Source organism: Klebsiella sp. BIGb0399, assembly GCF_003752615.1.
GTDB classification, from domain to species: Bacteria; Pseudomonadota; Gammaproteobacteria; order Enterobacterales; family Enterobacteriaceae; genus Klebsiella; species Klebsiella lignicola.
The window spans coordinates 183054-202913 of sequence record NZ_RKHT01000006.1 but is presented as its reverse complement, the minus strand read 5'-3'; the positions used below and the strand labels follow the sequence as shown (position 1 = coordinate 202913).

The following is a 19860-nucleotide window of genomic DNA, read 5'->3' as shown; positions in this document are numbered from 1 at the left end:
TCCTGAGTGTGTCAATCGTCGCGGCAAGCGCCGCTAATCAATAGGTAAGGCCGTAGTGTATTTTATCTGTTCCATCGCGAAACTCGAAGTGACATCAGACAATCCCGGCACGCTGTTCACCAGCCGTTTATAAAAATCATCGTAGCGTTTCATATCCGCCACCTGCACTCGCAGCAGGTAATCGTACTCTCCCGCCATGCGCCAGAAACCCAGGACTTCCGCCATCTGGGTGACTTCACTGACGAAGCGGCAGTACCAGTCGCTGCTGTGGTGCTGGGTTTTAATCAGCACAAATGCCGTCAGACCAAGGCCCAGTTTTTCGGCATCCAGCAGTGCGACGCGCCCCCGCAGGATACCCTCATCTTCCAGGCGCTTCAGCCGTTTCCAGCAGGGAGTGGTGGTCAGATTAACGGCATCGGCCAGCGCCTGCAAAGAGAGGGTGCAGTCTGTTTGCAGCAGAGAAAGCAGCTTACGGTCAATTTTATCTAACATTAGGCGCTCGCGGAGAAAATTTTACTCCTTATAGTGTAATCGAAAGGCTAAATAGCAACAATTTTTCCTCACACTTCCGCTAAGCTGGGCACAAAATGACAAACAGGAAATAACGATGAATAGCGCCTGGGTAAAACACGCCATTAGTGAAATTAACGCCGATTATCAGCGTTCCGCCGACACGCACCTTATTCGCCTGGCGCTGCCCGGGTTCCCAGGTATCCAGATCTATCTGAAGGATGAGAGCACCCATCCGACCGGCAGCCTGAAGCACCGCCTGGCCCGCTCACTGTTCCTGTACGGCCTGTGCAATGGCTGGATTAAGGAAGGAACCACGATCATTGAAGCCTCTTCCGGCTCAACCGCCGTGTCGGAAGCCTATTTTGCCCGTCTGTTGGGCCTGCCGTTTATCGCGGTGATGCCATCCTGTACGGCAAAACGCAAAATCGAACAGATTGAGTTTTACGGCGGCCGCTGCCATTTCGTTGAGAGCGCGTGTGAAATCTATGCCGCCTCCGAGATGCTGGCCCGCGAACTGAACGGCCATTATATGGACCAGTTTACCTTCGCCGAGCGCGCGACGGACTGGCGCGGCAACAACAATATCGCTGACAGCATTTTCCGTCAGATGACCCATGAGCCACATCCGCAGCCCTCTTACATCGTGATGAGCGCCGGTACCGGGGGAACCTCCGCCACCATTGGCCGCTATATCCGATGTCAGGGATATGACACGCAGTTACTGGTCGTTGACCCACAAAATTCGGTATTCCTCGATTACTGGCAGAGCCGCAATAGCGCGTTACGCAGCACCGTCGGGAGTAAAATTGAGGGAATTGGTCGCCCGCGGGTCGAGCCGTCATTTATTCCGGATGTGGTCGACGACATGCTGCGGGTGCCGGACGCGGCCAGCGTCGCCACCGCTTTGTGGCTGGAAACGCTGCTGGGGCGGAAAGTCGGCGCCTCTACCGGGACCAATATGTGGGGCGTACTCGAGCTTGCCGTACAGATGCGCGCTGAAGGACGCAGTGGCTCCATTGTCACCCTGCTGTGCGACAGCGGCGAGCGCTATCTCGAAAGCTATTACAACCCGCAGTGGGTGGCGAGCCATATTGGTGACATCGCGCCGTGGCAGGAAAAAATTGCGGCGATGGTGAAGGGACAATAAAAAAAGCCAGACACCGAGGTGTCTGGCTGCTGGAAGGGTCTAGTTATTCGGGGGAATAAGGAAGATCAGGATTATCCAGCCAATGCGTTAAAAAATGAGAGACCGCCTCGTGGCGACAGTCCCCGATAACCGGTAAATGCGGCAGCTCGGCTTTGAGCTGCGGCATCGCGTTACCCATAATCACACCGCGCCCGACGCTTCCCAGCATCTCGCGATCGTTCATGGCATCGCCGAACGCCATACAATCCTGCATCGACACGCCAAGATGCTGGCCAAGCACCGCCAGCGCAGCGCCTTTATTACAGCCATTCGGCAGCACTTCCAGACAATCAAACGCCGAGAAGCAGATATGTGCGCGTTCGCCGAGCGCTTCAGTCAGCTGAAGCTGGAGGCGCTGGAGATCGTCGTGATCGCCGCAGAAGCACACCTTGGTGACTTTATTGCCCGGCATCCGCTTCGGGTCGGCAATCTGATAGCGGAAACCGCTAAAAATATGTGCTTTCAGCAGCTCGGGCATCTCCTGCCCGGTAAACCAGCCCTGGTCATTAAAGACGTGCATGCTGGCTGCGGTGTCCCAGTGACGGTGAAGCACCGCCTCCGCGACATCCGGAGTCAGATCGCTGCGGTGCAGCTCTTCGCCGTTCAGGGTATGGATCCGCGTACCGTTGCCAGTAATTAAGTAGGCATCCAGCGCAAACTCACCGATAACATGGCGCATTTCCAGCGCATGACGTCCCGTGGCAAAGGTCAGGGTGATATCACGCTCACGCAGACGTCTGAGCGTCGCGAGCGTGGTCGTTCCCAGACGATGGTCCGGCATCAACAGCGTGCCGTCCATATCAAATGCAGCGAGTCTTGCCATGTTCTGCTCCCCAGAGCGTGATGAGTTTTGCTTGAGTTCCAGTATTGCCTGAGATATACGGAAGTAATAGTGAATAGATAGATTATATTGTTCCGGTTTTATCACTGACCGCAGAGGCCGCTTAAAGGACCAATCCAGAACACGAAATCATTTAAGCTGGATTAAGGCGGCAAGTAAGCGAGTCCCCAGGAGCTTACTCCAGTCAGTGACTGGGGTGAGCGCACGCAGCCAACGCAGAGGCAGCTAAAAGGATAACGTGTAATGAGGTTATTAAATCGCCTGAACCAGTACCAGCGCCTCTGGCAGCCCTCGTCCGGCGCGCCACAGCAGGTGACCGTCGGCGAACTATCCGCCCGTTGCTTTTGCAGCGAGCGCCATATTCGGACGCTGCTTCGCCAGGCCCAACAGGCCGGCTGGCTGAGCTGGCAGTCGAGCGCCGGGCGGGGGAAGCGCGGCACCCTGACATTCCATCGTTCGCCGGAAACCTTACGTAACGAGATGATGGAACTGGCCCTGAACAACGGGCAGCAGAAAAATGCGCTGGAGCTGGCTCAGCTGGCGACGGGCGAGCTTAAGGCGCTGCTCTCGCCGTTTCTTGGCGGCCAGTGGCAGAACAATACGCCGACCCTGCGTATTCCCTACTATCGCCCGCTCGATCCGCTCCAGCCGGGGTTTTTACCCGGCCGCGCGGAGCAGCATCTGGCCGGCCAGATTTTCTCTGGCCTGACGCGCTTTGATGCACAAAGCCGTTCCCCGGTCGGGGATTTGGCCCATCACTGGCAGATTTCGGCTGACGGCCTGCGCTGGCAGTTCTTTATTCGCTCAACGTTGTTCTGGCATAACGGTGATTTGCTGGAGACCGCGCAGATCCAGCAGCGTTTACTGATGTTGCTCAGCTTGCCGGCCCTGCGCACGCTGTTTGCCAGCATTAAGCAGATTGATGTGACCCATACGCAGTGCCTGACGATCACCTTGTTTCGCCCGGATTTTTGGCTGCCGTTTCGCCTCGCCAGCTATTGTAGTGTCCTGGCCCACCCCGACGATCCGACGGTCGGTAGCGGTCCGTTCCGCCTGACATTGTTTAGCCCCGAGCTGGTTCGGCTGGAAAATCATCCGCGTTATCATCTGAACCATCCGCTGATCCAGACGGTGGAGTACTGGATCACGCCCCAGCTGTTTGAACAGAATCTGGGCACCAGCTGTCGCCACCCGGTGCAAATTACGATTGGCGATCCGGATGAGCTGACTAATCTGCGCCAGGTCAGCAACAGCATCAGCCTCGGTTTTTGTTATCTGGCGCTACACCAGAGCCCCCGGCTCAGCAACGCCCAGGCACAGCGTCTGGTGTCGCTGATCCATCGATCTTCGCTGCTGGAAACCCTTCCTCTCGACGAAGATCTGATCACCCCCAGCAACGAGGTACTTCCCGGCTGGACGATCCCTCAGGGACCGGAGAATCATGATGTCCCGCTCCCCAAACGGCTGACGCTGCTGTACCACCTGCCCGTCGAACTGCATACGATGGCAGAACAGCTTCGCCTACGGCTTGCCGCGCTTGGCTGCGAACTGACGCTCATTTTTCACGATGCGAAAAACTGGCAGGGTTGCCAGGATCTGTCGCAGGCGGATCTCATTATGGGCGATCGCCTGATCGGCGAATCACCGGAATACACCCTGGAACAGTGGCTCCGCTGTGATGCAATGTGGCCCAATGTGTTGACCGGGGCGCAATATGCCCATTTACAGGCGACCCTCGACGCCGTTCAGGCCCAGCCAGAAGAGCGCAGCCGTAACGACGCATTACGCAACGTCTTCAACGGGCTGATGGACGACGCCATTATGACGCCATTGTTCAATTACAATTACCGTATCAGCGCCCCGCCGGGGGTGAACGGCCTGGAGCTTAATGCCCGCGGCTGGTTCGATTTCACCAGCGCCTGGCTACCGGCATCTGCGCCGTGATGGAGCTGGTCGCCGCGCTCCTCAAGCGCTACCATATTGCTTTCACTTTGATTGTCAGGAATTGCTATGAAACGCGCCGTAGTTGTCTTCAGTGGAGGACAAGATTCAACGACCTGCCTGGTGCAGGCTCTGAAACAGTATGATGAAGTGCACTGCGTCACTTTTGATTATGGCCAACGCCACCGCGCGGAAATCGATGTAGCTCGTGAGCTGGCACTGAAACTGGGCGCCGTGGCTCATAAGGTGCTGGACGTCACGCTGCTCAACGAGCTAGCCGTCAGCAGCCTGACCCGCGATAGCATCCCGGTACCGGACTATGAGCCGAATGCCGACGGTATCCCAAATACCTTCGTACCTGGTCGCAATATCCTGTTTTTAACGCTGACGGCAATTTACGCCTATCAGGTTAAGGCTGAAGCGATCATCACCGGCGTCTGTGAGACCGATTTTTCCGGCTACCCGGACTGCCGCGACGATTTCGTCAAGGCGCTCCATCATGCGGTCAGCCTTGGCATGGCAAAAGATATCCGCTTCGAAACGCCGCTGATGTGGCTGAATAAGGCTGAAACCTGGGCCCTGGCTGATTACTGGGGTCAACTGGAACTGGTGCGCAACGAAACCCTGACCTGCTATAACGGGATTAAAGGCGATGGCTGTGGGCAATGTGCCGCCTGTAACCTGCGCGCCAACGGTCTGAAGCAGTACCAGGACGATAACACCGCGGTAATGGCGTTGATGAAGCAGAAAACCGGGCTACAGTAACTGGTTATTTCCCGGGGGCGGCGCGATGCGCCTGCCCGGGCTACCGGCTCGCTGGCTGCTGAAAGCACGTAGCCCGGACAGGTGCGCAGCACCGCCTCAGGGGAAATTCCGCAACTTTCTGCGCCCTGGCTACCGGCTCACAGACTGCTGAGAGCATGTAGCCCGGACAGGTGCGCAGCACCGCCTCCGGGAATTCTTCCGCTGGCGGGGCGACACAACTCTCAGCGCATCTCCATCTCTTCGAGCTTCTCACGCAACTCACCGTCCAGCGGCAGCGCCTTTTGTGTTTTTAAATCAATGCAGACAAAGGTGATCACCGCGTCGGCCACCACTTCGCCCTCAGGATTCAGGGTAATCACCTGATTTAAGGTGCCGCTTTTACCATTAAGCTGTTGCAGATGGCTGGTCACGGTTAACACATCCCCCAGCACCGCCGGGCGACGATAGTTAATATTGATATTCACCACCACAAAGGCGATGTTGCGGGCGGTCATCCAGTGGAACGCGGCGCTGTTTTCCAGGCCATCCCAACGCGCCTCTTCCAGAAACTCAAGGTAGCGAGCGTTGTTGACGTGCTGATAAACATCCAGGTGATATCCACGAACTTTGATTTGTGTCTGCATAGCGCAAATGCCTTAGTCTTATTGTCATATTGAGGTCAGAGGTCACACCACTTTCGTGACCTCTTTAGTCTGGCAAAGATTTGCGGCTGTGCAAGCCCGGAACGGAAAATTACAGCATCAGATGCGCCAGGTTTCGCTCTACCAGAGAGTGCCCCATTCCGGGCACCTGCTTGAGATCGTCCACCGTTTTAAATGGCCCGAACTCTTCGCGATAGCTGACAATCGCCTGGGCTTTTTTCAGACCGACGCCGTTCATCGCCTGCATCAGCTCTTCCGCGCTGGCGCTGTTGATACTGACCCGGGCCTCCCCCGCCGCGGCTTTTAACGTCGCCGGTGCTTTTGTCTGCGGCGACGGCACGCTCTCGTGCTTGACCGCCGCTGCCGCTTTATCGCTGGTCGATGCCGCCAGCACCGTCTGGCTTCCCGCCGCCCAAAGTAACACGGTTGCGGCCATCATCGTTTTAACACCTTGTTTCATGCTGTGATCTCCTTGTGTGTAGACAGCACGGACACCATAGCGAGGGAGAAAAAAGCGTGCAAAAGCCGATCGACAGAAATGGAAAAGGCCGCGAAAGCGGCCTTTGAGGATTACATCACGTTACTGATTTTTGCGAAGCGTCACGAGATTACTGCTGCTGGTCGATGGTATCGCCGAGCTTAATTTTCGCGGTCTTACGCAGGTTGCTCATCAGCGCTTCGAAAGCAATCTGAGCGTTGTTCTGGGTAATACCCTGAACCATCGCGGCTTTCTGCGCTTCCGGCATATCGCCCGCTTTAACCTCGTCCAGCGCCAGCAGGACTACGTTACCTTTCAGATCGCTACCAATACCGTAGCTCGGTTTACCCGGCTGCGGCAGCGGCAGTGCAAACGCCGCCTGGCTTAATGGATCCTGACCGGTACGTGCCAGCGTCTGTGCGGAACCGAAGCTTAAACCAGCGGCTTTCAACGCCTCGTCACCTTTGCCGTCTTTCAGCGCGGTCAGCAGTTTATCTGCATCCAGTTTCGCCTGCTGTTCAGCTTTGGTGTGTTTCACGATGTCGGTAACCTGCGCTTTCACTTCCGCCAGCGGTTTAACCGCTTCCGCTTTATGCTCGCTGATGCGCAGAACAAATGCGCGATCGCCGTCCACGGTGATGATATCGGAGTTGCTACCCGGTGAACCGTTCTCGCCCACCAGACCACCGTTGAAAATAGCATCGGAGACCGGTTTAAAGTTCAGCTCTTCCGGCAGATTGTCACGACCAAACCAGCCGGTTTCGCTCACTTTCACGTCCGCAGCCTGCGCTGCGCCTGCCAGAGATTCGTTATCGTTGCTGGCCGCGTCGCTCACTTTCTGCTGCAGCGCGTAGTAGGCATCCAGCGCTTTTTCCTGTTTCACTTTCGCCGCGATATCATCACGAACGTCAGCCAGTGGTTTGACTTTTGCCGGCTGCATATCGTCAAGACGCACAACCAGGAAACCAACAGAAGATTTGATCACGCCGGACAGCTGGCCTTTCTCTTTCAGGCCGGCATTTTTCAGCTCAGGTACCGTCGCAGCATCTTCCATCCACCCCATGTCACCGCCGTTACGGGCAGAGATAATGTCGGAGGATTTTTCTTTCGCCAGCGTGGCGAAATCAGCCCCTTTCTTCAGCTCGTCAACCACGGCCTGTGCATCGGCTTCGGTTTTGGTCTGAATCACGCTGTAGCGGTTCCGCTGCGGCTGAGTGAACTGATCCTGATGCTGGTCATACCAGGATTGAATATCCTGGTCAGAAACGTTTTCCTGCATGCTAGCGGCATCCATTTTGATGTAGCTAACACGGAACTGCTCTGGCGCCATGAAACGCGCCTGATTCTGCTGGTAGTATGCGTCAACTTCCGCATCGGTCACGGTCTGTTTCGCCGCCAGCGCGTTTACATCAATGGTCGCTTCACGCACCACACGCTGCTGCGAAACCAACGCCGCCAGCTCATCGGACTCACCGGTCAACATAAAGTCGGTGCCGGCAATGGCGTTAACCAGCTGCTGTGTGGTCAGCTGGTTACGCAGCGCCTGTGCATACTGGTCGGTAGTCATACCCATTTGGCCCACGATGCTGCCAAAACGTTCGTTACTAAATTTACCGTCCGTCTGGAAAGCCTGGGTCTGGAAGATCGCCTGTTTGACCTGGGCGTCGCTGACGCTCAGATTCAGTTCGCGGGCATACTGATCCAGCAGGGACTCATCAATCAGACGGTTCAGCACCTGCTGACGCATGGTTTTCATGTAGTTTTCATTGGCCGCCAGTTCAGAAAACTGATCGCCAAGCTGCTGCTGCATACGATTACGTTCGCTGGCAACGGCATTCTCAAACTGTGAACGACCAATCTCCTGGTCATTAACTTTCGCGGCATAGTTGCTGCTGCCGCCAATCAGGTAACCACTTACCCCGGTCAATATGAACGAGACAATGATGATACCGAAAATAATCTTGAGCACGACGCTGTTCGCGGCCGTGCGTAGGTTGTCCATCATGGTGTAACAACGCTCCGCTGTAGATGACTTTAGCTCGCGCAGCATAGCACGTGATGGCTGCCGCGCGTGAGGACCTATTTTGACAAGAAAATGGGGTAATTGTCAGCCCACAAGTGCGCATAAACACACATAAAGTCGAGTTCTGGACAAAGAAAAAAGGCACATCTCACGATGCGCCCTTGTATTTCGTCACCTTCCCTGACGGGAACTTGATCAGTTTACTGCGTCTTTCAGCGCTTTACCGGCACGGAAGCCCGGTACTTTAGCTGCGGCGATAGTAATTTCTTTACCGGTTTGCGGGTTGCGGCCAGTACGGGCAGCACGCTCTTTGACCGCGAAGGTACCAAATCCAACCAGCGCAACATCATCCCCAGCTTGCAGAGATTCAGTAACAGAAGCAATTAAAGCATCTAACGCACGTCCAGCTGCAGCTTTAGAAATGTCCGCACCCGCAGCAATTTTGTCAATCAGTTGAGATTTATTCACTGTTCTCTTCCTCTCTTTATAATTTATATCGCACCAGAATCCTTCGTGGTGCGACCGCGCAGCAGTTATATCAGGACTGTCATGCCCTTACAACAGAGTTGTAGATGACCCCCTGCCAGCGATCTAAGTTAGCTATACAAAAAAAGGCTGGCAAGTACGATTTTACTTCCCAGCCCCACTTTTCTTAACGCTATTTGCGCGAAATCACTATTTTGTGGTGACGATCTGCATGCCAAACGGCTCATTCTGCAACGCAAGTGTCAGAACTTCTTCGATTCGTTTCACCGGATGAATGTTTAAATCAGCGATAACGTTGTCAGGAATTTCTTCCAGATCGCGTTTATTTTCATCAGGAATCAGAACAGTCTTAATGCCACCGCGATGCGCTGCCAGCAGTTTTTCCTTCAGACCACCGATCGGCAGCACCTGGCCACGCAGGGTAATTTCCCCGGTCATCGCAACATCGGCGCGTACCGGATTCCCGGTCAGGCAGGAAACCAACGCGGTGCACATAGCAATACCAGCACTCGGACCGTCCTTCGGCGTCGCTCCTTCAGGAACGTGGACGTGAATGTCGCGTTTTTCGTAGAAATCCGAGTTAATACCCAGTTTATCCGCACGAGAACGCACTACCGTCAACGCCGCCTGAATGGACTCCTGCATCACTTCACCCAACGAACCGGTGTAGGTCAGCTTGCCTTTACCCGGTACGCAGGCGGTTTCAATGGTCAGCAGATCGCCGCCCACTTCCGTCCACGCCAGACCGGTGACCTGGCCAACACGATTTTCGCTATCCGCACGACCGTAGTCGTAGCGCTGCACGCCGAGGAAATCATGCAGGTTATCGCCATTAATCGTGATGTGCTTCAGGGTCTTATCCAGCAGCAGCTGTTTAACCGCCTTACGGCACAGTTTGGAGATTTCACGCTCCAGTCCACGCACGCCAGCTTCACGGGTGTAGTAACGAATAATCCCGACGATCGCGCTGTCCTCAACGGTCAGCTCGCCTTTTTTCAGCGCGTTACGCTCAATCTGTTTTGACAGCAGGTGGCGCTTGGCAATGTTCAGTTTTTCATCTTCGGTGTAACCGGACAGACGAATCACTTCCATACGATCCAGCAGCGGTGCTGGAATGTTCATGGAGTTAGAGGTCGCCACAAACATCACATCGCTGAGGTCGTAGTCCACTTCCAGATAATGGTCGTTAAAGGCCACGTTTTGTTCTGGATCCAACACCTCCAGCAGCGCCGAAGCCGGATCGCCGCGCATGTCGGAAGACATTTTATCGATCTCATCAAGCAGGAACAGCGGGTTTTTAACGCCCACTTTCGCCATTTTCTGGATCAATTTACCCGGCATGGAGCCAATATAGGTACGACGATGTCCGCGGATTTCCGCTTCATCGCGCACGCCGCCCAGCGCCATACGCACGTATTTACGCCCGGTGGCCTTGGCAATGGATTGGCCCAGCGAGGTTTTACCCACCCCCGGCGGCCCTACCAGGCACAGAATCGGCCCTTTAAGCTTGTTCACGCGGCTCTGCACTGCAAGATACTCAAGGATACGATCCTTCACGCGCTCAAGGCCGTAATGGTCGGTATCGAGGACTTCCTGAGCCTGGCGCAGATCTTTTTTGACTTTGCTGCGCGCATTCCACGGCACCTGCACCATCCAGTCGATATAGCCACGCACGACGGTCGCTTCCGCCGACATCGGTGACATCATCTTCAGCTTTTGCAGTTCCGCTTCGGTTTTTTCTTTTGCCTCTTTCGGCATTTTCGCCGCGTCGATCTTACGCTTCAGCGCTTCGTTCTCGTCCGGGGCATCGTCCATCTCACCGAGCTCTTTCTGGATGGCCTTCATCTGCTCATTCAGATAATACTCACGCTGAGATTTCTCCATCTGCTTTTTCACACGGTTGCGAATACGCTTCTCAACCTGCAGCAGATCGATTTCCGACTCCATCATCGCCATCAGATATTCCAGACGTTCGTTGATGTCGGACATCTCGAGGACGGACTGCTTATCGGCCAGCTTCAGCGGCATGTGGGCAGCGATGGTGTCGGCCAGACGTGCGGGATCGTCGATGCTGTTGAGCGACGTCAGCACTTCTGGCGGGATTTTTTTGTTCAGCTTGATGTAGCCTTCAAACTGACCGATCGCGGTGCGCACCAGCACTTCCTGCTCGCGCTCTTCGATCGCTGGCGATTCGAGATACTCCGCTTTCGCTGAGAAATGCTCGCCGTTGTCAGATAACGCAGAAATACGCGCGCGCTGCAGGCCTTCAACCAGCACTTTGACGGTGCCATCAGGCAGCTTCAACATCTGTAAAATTGACGCCACGGTCCCGACGGTGAAAAGATCATTTACACCCGGCTCATCCGTCGAAGCTTCTTTCTGCGCAACCAGCATGATTTTTTTATCATGGTCCATAGCCGCTTCAAGACAACGGATAGATTTTTCCCGCCCTACAAACAGGGGTATGACCATGTGCGGATAAACCACCACATCGCGCAACGGCAATACGGGGATTTCAATGCGTTCAGAACGCTCAGGATTCATAGAGCTCTCTCTTAGTTTAAAGTCCGCCAGGTAGCCAGCGGCACGACCTTCCATCGCGACGCTGTTAATATGTAAACCAGTATATGGGGATGTATTCCACACATTCAACGGCAGGAATGCAGGAAAAATAAAAGGGGAGATAAAATCCCCCCTTTTTGGTTAACTGCTTGAGCAATTTGGCGAATTATTCACCAGATGCTTGCTGTGCTTCCGGTTTACCGTAGATCAGCAGCGGCTTGCTTTGGCCATCAATCACCGACGCGTCAATCACCACTTTTTCGACGTCGTCCATCGACGGCAGATCGTACATGGTATCCAGCAGTGCGGCTTCAACGATTGAACGCAGACCACGGGCGCCAGTTTTACGCGCCATCGCTTTTTTAGCGATCGCATCCAGCGCTTCATCACGGAACTCCAGCTCCGCACCTTCCAGATTGAACAACGCCTGATACTGTTTGGTCAGGGCATTTTTCGGCTCTTTCAGGATCTGGATCAGCGCGTCTTCGCTCAGCTCGTTCAGGGTAGCCACGACCGGCAGACGGCCGATGAACTCCGGAATCAGACCAAATTTTATCAGATCTTCCGGCTCAACCTGGGACAGCAGTTCGCCTTCGCTGGCCTTGTCGGATTTGGCCTTCACCGTCGCGCCGAAACCAATACCAGAGCCAGTTTCAACACGGTGGGAGATGACTTTATCCAGACCGGCAAACGCCCCGCCGCAGATAAACAGAATCTTGGAGGTATCAACCTGCAAGAATTCCTGCTGCGGATGCTTACGGCCACCCTGCGGCGGCACAGCAGCCACGGTACCTTCGATCAGCTTCAGCAGCGCCTGCTGCACGCCTTCCCCTGATACATCGCGGGTGATCGACGGGTTATCGGATTTACGAGAAATCTTGTCGATTTCATCGATATAGACGATGCCGCGCTGTGCTTTCTGCACGTCGTAGTCGCATTTCTGCAACAGTTTCTGAATGATGTTTTCAACGTCTTCACCCACGTAACCGGCTTCGGTCAGGGTGGTGGCGTCCGCCATGGTAAACGGCACATCCAGCAGGCGCGCCAGCGTTTCGGCCAGCAGCGTTTTACCGGAACCGGTCGGCCCGATCAGCAGGATGTTACTTTTACCCAGCTCAACGCCGTTGCTGGTGTCACCATTGCGCAGACGTTTGTAGTGGTTATAGACCGCGACGGCCAGCACCTTTTTCGCCGGTTCCTGACCGATAACATAATCGTCCAGATGGTGGCGAATTTCGTGCGGCGTCGGCAGCGCACTGCGCTCGCGATGCGGCGCAACTTCTTTAATCTCTTCGCGAATGATGTCGTTACATAAATCAACGCATTCGTCGCAGATATACACGGATGGCCCGGCGATCAGCTTACGCACTTCATGCTGGCTTTTGCCGCAAAAAGAGCAATACAACAGTTTGCCCGAACCATCTTTGCGTTTATCTGTCATGAGTCCAAACCTCTTATTAAGTTCTTTGTGCCGCACACGACGACGCAAATGCCATTCTCAGGCGCAAGCCGCTGATCAGCGTTGTGCCGCCTTACTCCAGACAAGTATAGCGGCACCCTCACGCCAGGGGCATCAATTACGATGGGTCAAAATGGAATCGACCAGGCCGTATTCCACCGCTTCAGAGGCGGAAAGGAAACGATCACGCTCGGTGTCGGTCTCAATCTGCTCCAGGGATTTACCCGTATGGTGCGCCATCAGTTCATTCATCCGACCCTTCACTTTCAGGATCTCACGGGCGTGAATTTCGATATCCGTCGCCTGACCCTGATAGCCGCCCAGCGGCTGGTGGATCATCACACGAGAGTTCGGCAGGCAGAAACGCTTGCCTTTTGCCCCTGCGGTTAACAGGAACGCGCCCATTGAACACGCCTGGCCCATACAAATGGTGCTCACGTCAGGCTTGATGAACTGCATGGTGTCGTAAATCGACATCCCGGCGGTGATCACCCCGCCCGGAGAGTTAATGTATAAATAAATGTCTTTTTCCGGGTTTTCTGCTTCCAGAAAAAGCATCTGCGCCACGATCAGGTTCGCCATGTGGTCTTCCACCTGGCCGGTCAGAAAGATGACGCGTTCCTTGAGCAGACGGGAATAGATATCAAAAGAACGTTCACCGCGCGAGGTCTGTTCAATGACCATCGGCACCAGGGCCATATGGGGTGCAAAGTTATCTCGTTCGCCACTGTATGACATTTCCGTCTCCTGGATTAAATTTGAATAAACCTGCCGCACTGATTGTAACCTTATGGACGGATTATCAGCCAGAGCCTTCTACCCGTCATCGCTCAAATTAGCTGGATATCAGACGAATGCCGGCAACCTGAACAAATCTGGGAAATCACGCGTCGTCATTATGCATGATTTCACGTAGGCAGTTCCGTCTCCTCGAAATGGGGACGATGCAATCATAATTCAAGCATAACAAGCTTTTGTCGTAACGCTATCATTGATATCGCGTTTTCGCACTCATCCTGAGGCTATCGTTGCGATAAAAAAAACCCGCCGCCTCTCGGCAACGGGTTTTACCTGAACGTTAAACCTGGTAGGCGGAATTACGCCTGCTGGTTCATCAGTTCGTTGAAGGTGGTGGCTTTTTCAGACACTTTCGCTTTTGCCAGAACGGCTTCAACAGCCTGCTCTTCCAGCGCGACGTTACGCATGTTGTCCATCAGTTCGTTGTTTTTGCTGTAGAACTCAACAACTTCTTTCGGATCTTCGTAAGCGGAAGCCATCTCTTCGATCAGGCCTTTAACGCGATCTTCGTCAGCTTTCAGCTCGTTGGTACGAATCACTTCGCCCAGCAGCAGACCAACAACAACGCGGCGTTTAGCCTGCTCTTCGAACAGTTCGCGCGGCAGTTCCAGCGCCTGGTTCTCGTTGCCACCAAAACGCTGAGCAGCCTGACGACGCAGAACGTCGATTTCGCTGTCGATCAGTGCAGCCGGGACATCGATGTCGTTAGCCTTGACCAGACCTTCGATAGCCTGAGACTTAACGCGGTTACGCACGGCGCCTTTCAGCTCGCGATCCATGTTTTTACGCACTTCAGCGCGCAGACCTTCTACGGAACCATCTTCAACGCCGAAACGTTTGATGAATTCAGCAGTCAGTTCCGGCAGCTCACGCTCTTCAACTTTTTTCAGGTTGATGACGAATTTAGCTGCTTTACCTTTCAGGTTTTCTGCGTGGTACTCTTCCGGGAAGGTCACGTCGATAGTGAACTCTTCGCCAGCTTTGTGACCTTTGATACCGTCTTCAAAGCCCGGGATCATACGACCCTGGCCCATTGCCAGTACGAAGTCAGTCGCTTTGCCGCCTTCGAACTCTTCGCCGTCAACAGAACCGGTGAAGTCAACGGTGACGCGATCTTCTGCATCAACAGCGCCGTCTTTGTCTTTCCAGTTAGCCTGCTGCTTACGCAGAGTGTCCAGCATGGTGTCGACGTCAGCTTCGGTTACTTCAACAACCGGTTTTTCAACTTCGATTGCTTCCAGACCCTGCAGCTCAACTTCCGGGTAAACTTCGAATTCTACCGCGTAGGTGAAGTCTTCACCCAGCTTGTATTCGCCTGGAACGTAGTTCGGCGCACCGGCCGGATTGATTTTCTCTTTGATGATAGCGTCAACGAAATGACGGCTCATCAGGTCACCCAGCACGTCCTGGCGAACGGATGCGCCATAACGCTGAGCAACAACATTCATCGGCACTTTCCCTTTACGGAAGCCGTCAATGCGAACTTTTTTCGCCACGTTGACCAGCTCGCTTTTGACAGCATTCTCGATGCTGTCAGCGGCGATAGTAATCGTTACACGGCGCCCAAGGCCCTGAGTGGTTTCAACTGAAACTTGCATCTTGTTACCTCAAAAAAATCACAGTGCTCGGTCAACTCTGGAAGCGCGTGTCAGTGGCTTCGCAGAACCGGGATGCCCTCTTCAAATCAGAAACACATTCCCTGTCGTCAGAATCATCCCGAAGACATTCATAATATAAGACGCGGCATTATAGCGGCATCACTTTTGTGAGTCGAGAACGGTTGTCGCCCACTGCTGCGGCATTTTTCACATTTCCCGCGCAAATTTGCCTGAAAAAGTGCCCACTGAGCACATTTTCAGGCAAAACAAAACGGCCCGTAGGCCGTTTTTGGATAAATCTTCACGCAACATACTGGAAAAGCTCCGGCAGTTGCAAATGCGATTTCTAGGCGATGCTTCCTGCTCCGCGACAAGGAGGAGACGCAAAGATAGTGTCCTGAAGCCCTTCCCACTCTTTAATCGTATAGGTGTGCAACGCCAGCGCGTGCACGGTGCTCGACAGTTCCTCGGTCAACGTACCGTAAATCATCCGGTGACGATTAAGGAAGCGCTCGCCGGTAAAACGATCGCTAACCAACACCACTTTAAAATGACTTTCAGAACCCGCAGGCACATTGTGGCGATAGCTTTCATCCACGACTTCGAGATACACCGGGTCGAACGCTGCTCTAAGTTTTGCTTCGATCTGCTCACGTATCATCATGAATTTTCTCCTCCGACAACGCTGAGATGCCGCCATTCCTTTTAAATGTTAGCCGCTTTTACCGCTTCCATTAGGGGAAAACAACAAAAAATTAGCATTCTTCTTATATTTTCATTCAAAAGTATTTAGTTTACTCACTGTTGACGCCAGAACGCCCGCCAGGATCGCGATAAAAATGGGTAAAGGTCATAAAACAGACAACGCGATGAAATTACATGCGTTGCCACTTCCCCTCGCCGTTGGCAATGTTATGATGGCGGGAATCTTTCTCAATTACCCGACATAACTTGAGCTACAGCAACAGCCGCTAACGCCCCTGTAGTATCAAATATGACGAGTAAAACCACCCCCTGCGTTGAGACCCTGAACATGTTTAAGAAAATTCTTTTTCCTTTGGTCGCGCTGTTTATGCTGGCAGGATGCGCTACGCCACCGACCACCATCGATGTATCGCCGAAAATGAGCCTGCCGCAGCAGGATCCGAGTCTGATGGGCGTAACCGTCAGCATTAACGGCGCTGACCAGCGTCCGGACCAGGCGCTGGCAAAAGTCACGCGCAATAACCAGCAGGTCACTCTGACCGCCTCCCGCGACCTGCGTTTCCTGCTGCAGGAAGTGCTTGAAAAACAAATGACCGCTCGCGGTTATATGATTGGGCCGAACGGTGCCGTCGACCTGCAGATCATCGTCAACAAACTGTATGCCGATGTCTCCCAGGGTAACGTGCGTTACAACATCGCCACCAAGGCCGATATCGCGATTATCGCCACCGCCGCTAACGGCACTAAGATGACCAAAAACTATCGCGCCAGCTATTCTGTTGAAGGCGCCTTCCAGGCCTCTAACCAGAACATTGCTAATGCTGTCAACAGCGTCCTGACCGATACCATCGCCGATATGGCGCAGGACACCAGCATTCACGATTTCATCAAGCAAAACGCACGTTAATCTGTTGGTAAACCCGGCCCCGCGCCGGGTTTACGCTATAAGCCATGTCTAATCATTATTTACGCATTTTTCAGCAGCCGAAATCAGCTATCCTGCTGATTCTTGGTTTTGCTTCTGGTTTACCGCTTGCTTTGACCTCAGGCACGCTTCAGGCGTGGATGACGGTTGAAAATATCGATCTGAAAACCATCGGTTTCTTCTCTCTTGTCGGCCAGGCTTACGTCTTTAAGTTTCTCTGGTCGCCCTTAATGGACCGCTACACGCCGCCGTTTCTTGGCCGGCGCCGCGGCTGGCTCCTGACCACACAATGCCTGCTGTTGATTGCCATTGCGGCGATGGGATTCCTTGAGCCCGCCACTCAGTTGCGCTGGATGGCGGCCCTGGCGGTGGTTATCGCCTTTTGTTCTGCGTCCCAGGATATTGTCTTCGACGCCTGGAAAACCGATGTTCTTCCGGCAGAAGAGCGTGGCACCGGCGCGGCGATTAGCGTACTGGGCTATCGCTTAGGGATGCTGGTCTCTGGCGGACTGGCGTTGTGGCTGGCCGATCGCTGGCTGGGCTGGCAGGGCATGTACTGGCTGATGGCCGCGCTGCTGATCCCCTGCATTATTGCCACGTTGCTGGCACCGGAGCCGAGCGACGTCATTCCGGTCCCGAGGAGCCTCGAGCAGGCCGTCGCGGAACCGTTGCGTGATTTCTTCGGGCGCAACAACGCCTGGCTGATTCTGTTGTTGATCGTCCTTTATAAGCTCGGCGATGCTTTTGCCATGAGTCTGACCACGACCTTCCTGATCCGCGGCGTCGGTTTCGATGCCGGTGAAGTCGGGATGGTCAATAAAACGCTGGGGCTGTTCGCCACGATCGTCGGCGCGCTGTACGGCGGCGTATTGATGCAACGCCTCACCCTGTTTCGCGCTCTGCTCATTTTCGGGATCCTACAGGGCGTGTCGAATGCCGGTTACTGGCTGCTGTCGATAACGGATAAACATCTGTATTCGATGGCGACGGCGGTCTTTTTCGAAAACCTGTGTGGCGGTATGGGAACGGCGGCGTTTGTCGCGCTATTAATGACGCTGTGCAATAAGTCATTTTCTGCCACCCAGTTTGCCTTGTTGTCGGCACTGTCGGCGGTCGGGCGCGTCTATGTTGGCCCGATTGCCGGCTGGTTTGTTGAAGCCCACGGCTGGCCAACGTTTTATCTGTTCTCAGTATTTGCCGCAGTGCCCGGTATCCTGCTGCTGCTGCTGTGTCGCAGCACCCTGGAACATACCCAACGCAGCGGAACCTTCCTGCCACGCACGGAATACGCGCAGGCCTACAGGCTGGCGCTGCTGATCCTCGCCCTGGGAACGCTGATGCTGGGGATATGGCTGCTGCTACTGGTGCTGAATGCGCTGGATTTCACCGCATTTTCCTTCCTGCCAGGCATGCTGGAAGTGGCGGCGCTGACTGCCGTCGGCGGCATCCTGCTCGGCAGCCTTCTCGATTATCTGGCATTGCGCAAGACCGCGCTGATTTAATGTACAGGTCAGCCTAATAAACCGTTGTAGTTACTCAACGTAATTATAACGGTTTATTAACGATCCTATATTTTCCATTTTTCATTTGTTGTTTTGTGCGCTTAACATTTTCGGAAATTATTGACAACTTTTATTCAAAACATTAAATAATTTAACCGATTCAGCAAAAGTGGTTTAATATTTACGTTGCACAATGTCTTTTATTTGATAATTAATTGTTAAGCATTTGTTCTATTTTGCTGGTGGTTATACTCATTCACCTATAAACCCCTCCATTTTTATCGCTTTCTTCATAGATCCTACGTATATCGGGCTTTGCAAGCGATGTCGTCATACTCAGTTACATATGTGACAAAGCAAGCAGAACCCACTAACACGGAACTGACACTGCTCCAATCATGTTTACAGTAATGCAACCTTCCCGTAAAATGCCCGTACACTTTAAGCGCCACCAGATTCCGTGGAATTGAGGTCGTTCAATGAGACTTAGGAAATACAATAAAAGTTTGGGATGGATGTCATTAATCGCAGGTACTGTATTACTCAGTGGTTGTGATTCTGCGCTCCTTGACCCAAAAGGACAGATTGGACTGGAGCAACGTTCTTTGATACTGACGGCCTTTGGCCTGATGATGATTGTCGTTATTCCCGCCGTCTTAATGGCAGTAGGATTTGCCTGGAAGTATCGTGCGAGCAATAAAGATGCGAAGTATAGCCCGAACTGGTCACACTCCAACAAAGTTGAAGCTGTGGTCTGGACGGTTCCTATTCTGATTATCCTGTTCCTGGCCGTTCTGACCTGGAAAACCACGCACGCGCTTGAGCCAAGCAAACCGCTTGCTCACGAAGAGAAACCGATCGTCATCGAAGTCGTTTCGATGGACTGGAAATGGTTCTTTATTTATCCGGAACAGGGTATTGCTACCGTCAACGAAATCGCCTTCCCGGCGAACGTACCGGTACACTTTAAAGTGACCTCCAACTCCGTGATGAACTCGTTCTTTATCCCACGTTTAGGCAGCCAGATTTACGCAATGGCCGGGATGCAGACTCAGCTGCACCTGATCGCGAACGAAGCTGGTACTTATGACGGTATCTCCGCAAGCTATAGCGGCCCGGGCTTCTCAGGTATGAAGTTCAAAGCTATCGCCACGCCGGATCGTGCAACCTTCGATCAGTGGGTAGCGAAAGCAAAACAGTCATCGAACGCAATGGATTCCATGGCGACCTTCGACAAACTGGCTGCGCCTAGCGAATACAACAAAGTGGAATACTTCTCTGACGTGAAACCTGATTTGTTCAAAGATGTTGTTAACAAATTTATGTCTCACGGTAAGAGCATGGAGATGTCCCACCCGGAAGGCGAGCACGCTGCGCACGAAGGAATGGAAGGCATGGACATGAGCCACGCGGAAACCGCTCACTAAGGGGCCGAGG

At 53.7% G+C, this 19860-nt stretch carries 17 protein-coding genes; 6 read left to right on the top strand and 11 right to left on the bottom strand.

The features are described from left to right. Window positions 1-33: 33 nt before the first annotated feature. Window positions 34-492, bottom strand: coding sequence for an Lrp/AsnC family transcriptional regulator (locus tag EDF82_RS11615; RefSeq protein WP_123755709.1), 459 nt, complete (start codon window positions 490-492; stop codon window positions 34-36). A 115-nt stretch (window positions 493-607) separates the two neighbouring features. Between EDF82_RS11615 and EDF82_RS11610 the strand changes: the two genes are divergently transcribed. Further along, window positions 608-1660 carry a PLP-dependent cysteine synthase family protein gene (locus EDF82_RS11610; RefSeq protein WP_123755708.1) on the top strand — a complete coding sequence of 351 codons (1053 nt, stop codon included), beginning with the start codon at window positions 608-610 and terminating at the stop codon, window positions 1658-1660. A 43-nt stretch (window positions 1661-1703) separates the two neighbouring features. On the opposite strand, the gene cof is transcribed toward EDF82_RS11610, so the two are convergent. Then, a complete protein-coding gene (gene cof, locus EDF82_RS11605) occupies window positions 1704-2522 on the bottom strand; it encodes an HMP-PP phosphatase (RefSeq protein WP_123755707.1) in 819 nt (272 codons plus the stop codon). Window positions 2523-2783: 261 nt separating this feature from the next. Between cof and EDF82_RS11600 the strand changes: the two genes are divergently transcribed. Both EDF82_RS11600 and queC read left to right on the top strand, forming a co-directional pair. Beyond that, window positions 2784-4484, top strand: coding sequence for an SgrR family transcriptional regulator (locus EDF82_RS11600; protein WP_123755706.1), 1701 nt, complete (start codon window positions 2784-2786; stop codon window positions 4482-4484). Window positions 4485-4550: 66 nt separating this feature from the next. Then, complete coding sequence (gene queC, locus EDF82_RS11595; RefSeq protein WP_123755705.1) at window positions 4551-5246, top strand: 7-cyano-7-deazaguanine synthase QueC; 696 nt, start codon at window positions 4551-4553, stop codon at window positions 5244-5246. A gap of 221 nt (window positions 5247-5467) precedes the next feature. Here the strand turns inward: queC and EDF82_RS11590 are convergent, their stop codons facing one another. The 9 genes from EDF82_RS11590 to bolA form a co-directional block, all read right to left on the bottom strand. Next, window positions 5468-5869 carry a YbgC/FadM family acyl-CoA thioesterase gene (locus tag EDF82_RS11590; protein WP_123755704.1) on the bottom strand — a complete coding sequence of 134 codons (402 nt, stop codon included), beginning with the start codon at window positions 5867-5869 and terminating at the stop codon, window positions 5468-5470. A 109-nt stretch (window positions 5870-5978) separates the two neighbouring features. Further along, window positions 5979-6347 carry a helix-hairpin-helix domain-containing protein gene (locus EDF82_RS11585; RefSeq protein WP_123755703.1) on the bottom strand — a complete coding sequence of 123 codons (369 nt, stop codon included), beginning with the start codon at window positions 6345-6347 and terminating at the stop codon, window positions 5979-5981. A 148-nt stretch (window positions 6348-6495) separates the two neighbouring features. After that, entirely contained in the window at window positions 6496-8370 is a 1875-nt protein-coding gene (gene ppiD / locus EDF82_RS11580) for a peptidylprolyl isomerase (protein WP_123755702.1), read from the bottom strand. A gap of 213 nt (window positions 8371-8583) precedes the next feature. Next, the gene (gene hupB / locus EDF82_RS11575; protein ID WP_002444653.1) at window positions 8584-8856 is read right to left on the bottom strand and encodes a nucleoid-associated protein HU-beta; all 273 of its coding nucleotides are present in this window, start codon (window positions 8854-8856) and stop codon (window positions 8584-8586) included. A 207-nt stretch (window positions 8857-9063) separates the two neighbouring features. After that, complete coding sequence (gene lon, locus EDF82_RS11570; protein WP_123755701.1) at window positions 9064-11418, bottom strand: endopeptidase La; 2355 nt, start codon at window positions 11416-11418, stop codon at window positions 9064-9066. 184 nt (window positions 11419-11602) lie between these two features. Then, a complete protein-coding gene (clpX, locus tag EDF82_RS11565; protein ID WP_123755700.1) occupies window positions 11603-12877 on the bottom strand; it encodes an ATP-dependent protease ATP-binding subunit ClpX in 1275 nt (424 codons plus the stop codon). A gap of 132 nt (window positions 12878-13009) precedes the next feature. Next, window positions 13010-13633 (bottom strand): ATP-dependent Clp endopeptidase proteolytic subunit ClpP, encoded by a 624-nt coding sequence (gene clpP, locus EDF82_RS11560; RefSeq protein ID WP_123755699.1) that lies wholly within the window; start codon window positions 13631-13633, stop codon window positions 13010-13012. 359 nt (window positions 13634-13992) lie between these two features. Beyond that, a complete protein-coding gene (gene tig, locus EDF82_RS11555; protein WP_123755698.1) occupies window positions 13993-15291 on the bottom strand; it encodes a trigger factor in 1299 nt (432 codons plus the stop codon). A 346-nt stretch (window positions 15292-15637) separates the two neighbouring features. Next, the gene (bolA, locus tag EDF82_RS11545) at window positions 15638-15955 is read right to left on the bottom strand and encodes a transcriptional regulator BolA (protein ID WP_123755697.1); all 318 of its coding nucleotides are present in this window, start codon (window positions 15953-15955) and stop codon (window positions 15638-15640) included. A 369-nt stretch (window positions 15956-16324) separates the two neighbouring features. On the opposite strand from bolA, the gene EDF82_RS11540 reads away from it, so the two are divergent. The 3 genes from EDF82_RS11540 to cyoA all read left to right on the top strand — a co-directional run bounded on the left by EDF82_RS11540 (window position 16325) and on the right by cyoA (window position 19850). Next, window positions 16325-16903: a lipoprotein gene (locus tag EDF82_RS11540; RefSeq protein WP_123756219.1), complete on the top strand. Its 579-nt coding sequence runs from the start codon at window positions 16325-16327 to the stop codon at window positions 16901-16903. 44 nt (window positions 16904-16947) lie between these two features. After that, window positions 16948-18423: a muropeptide MFS transporter AmpG gene (gene ampG / locus EDF82_RS11535; protein WP_123755696.1), complete on the top strand. Its 1476-nt coding sequence runs from the start codon at window positions 16948-16950 to the stop codon at window positions 18421-18423. Between the two features lie 479 nt (window positions 18424-18902). Beyond that, on the top strand, window positions 18903-19850 hold the full coding sequence (gene cyoA, locus EDF82_RS11530; protein WP_123755695.1) for a cytochrome o ubiquinol oxidase subunit II: 948 nt from the start codon (window positions 18903-18905) through the stop codon (window positions 19848-19850). The last annotated feature ends 10 nt before the right edge of the window (window positions 19851-19860 follow it).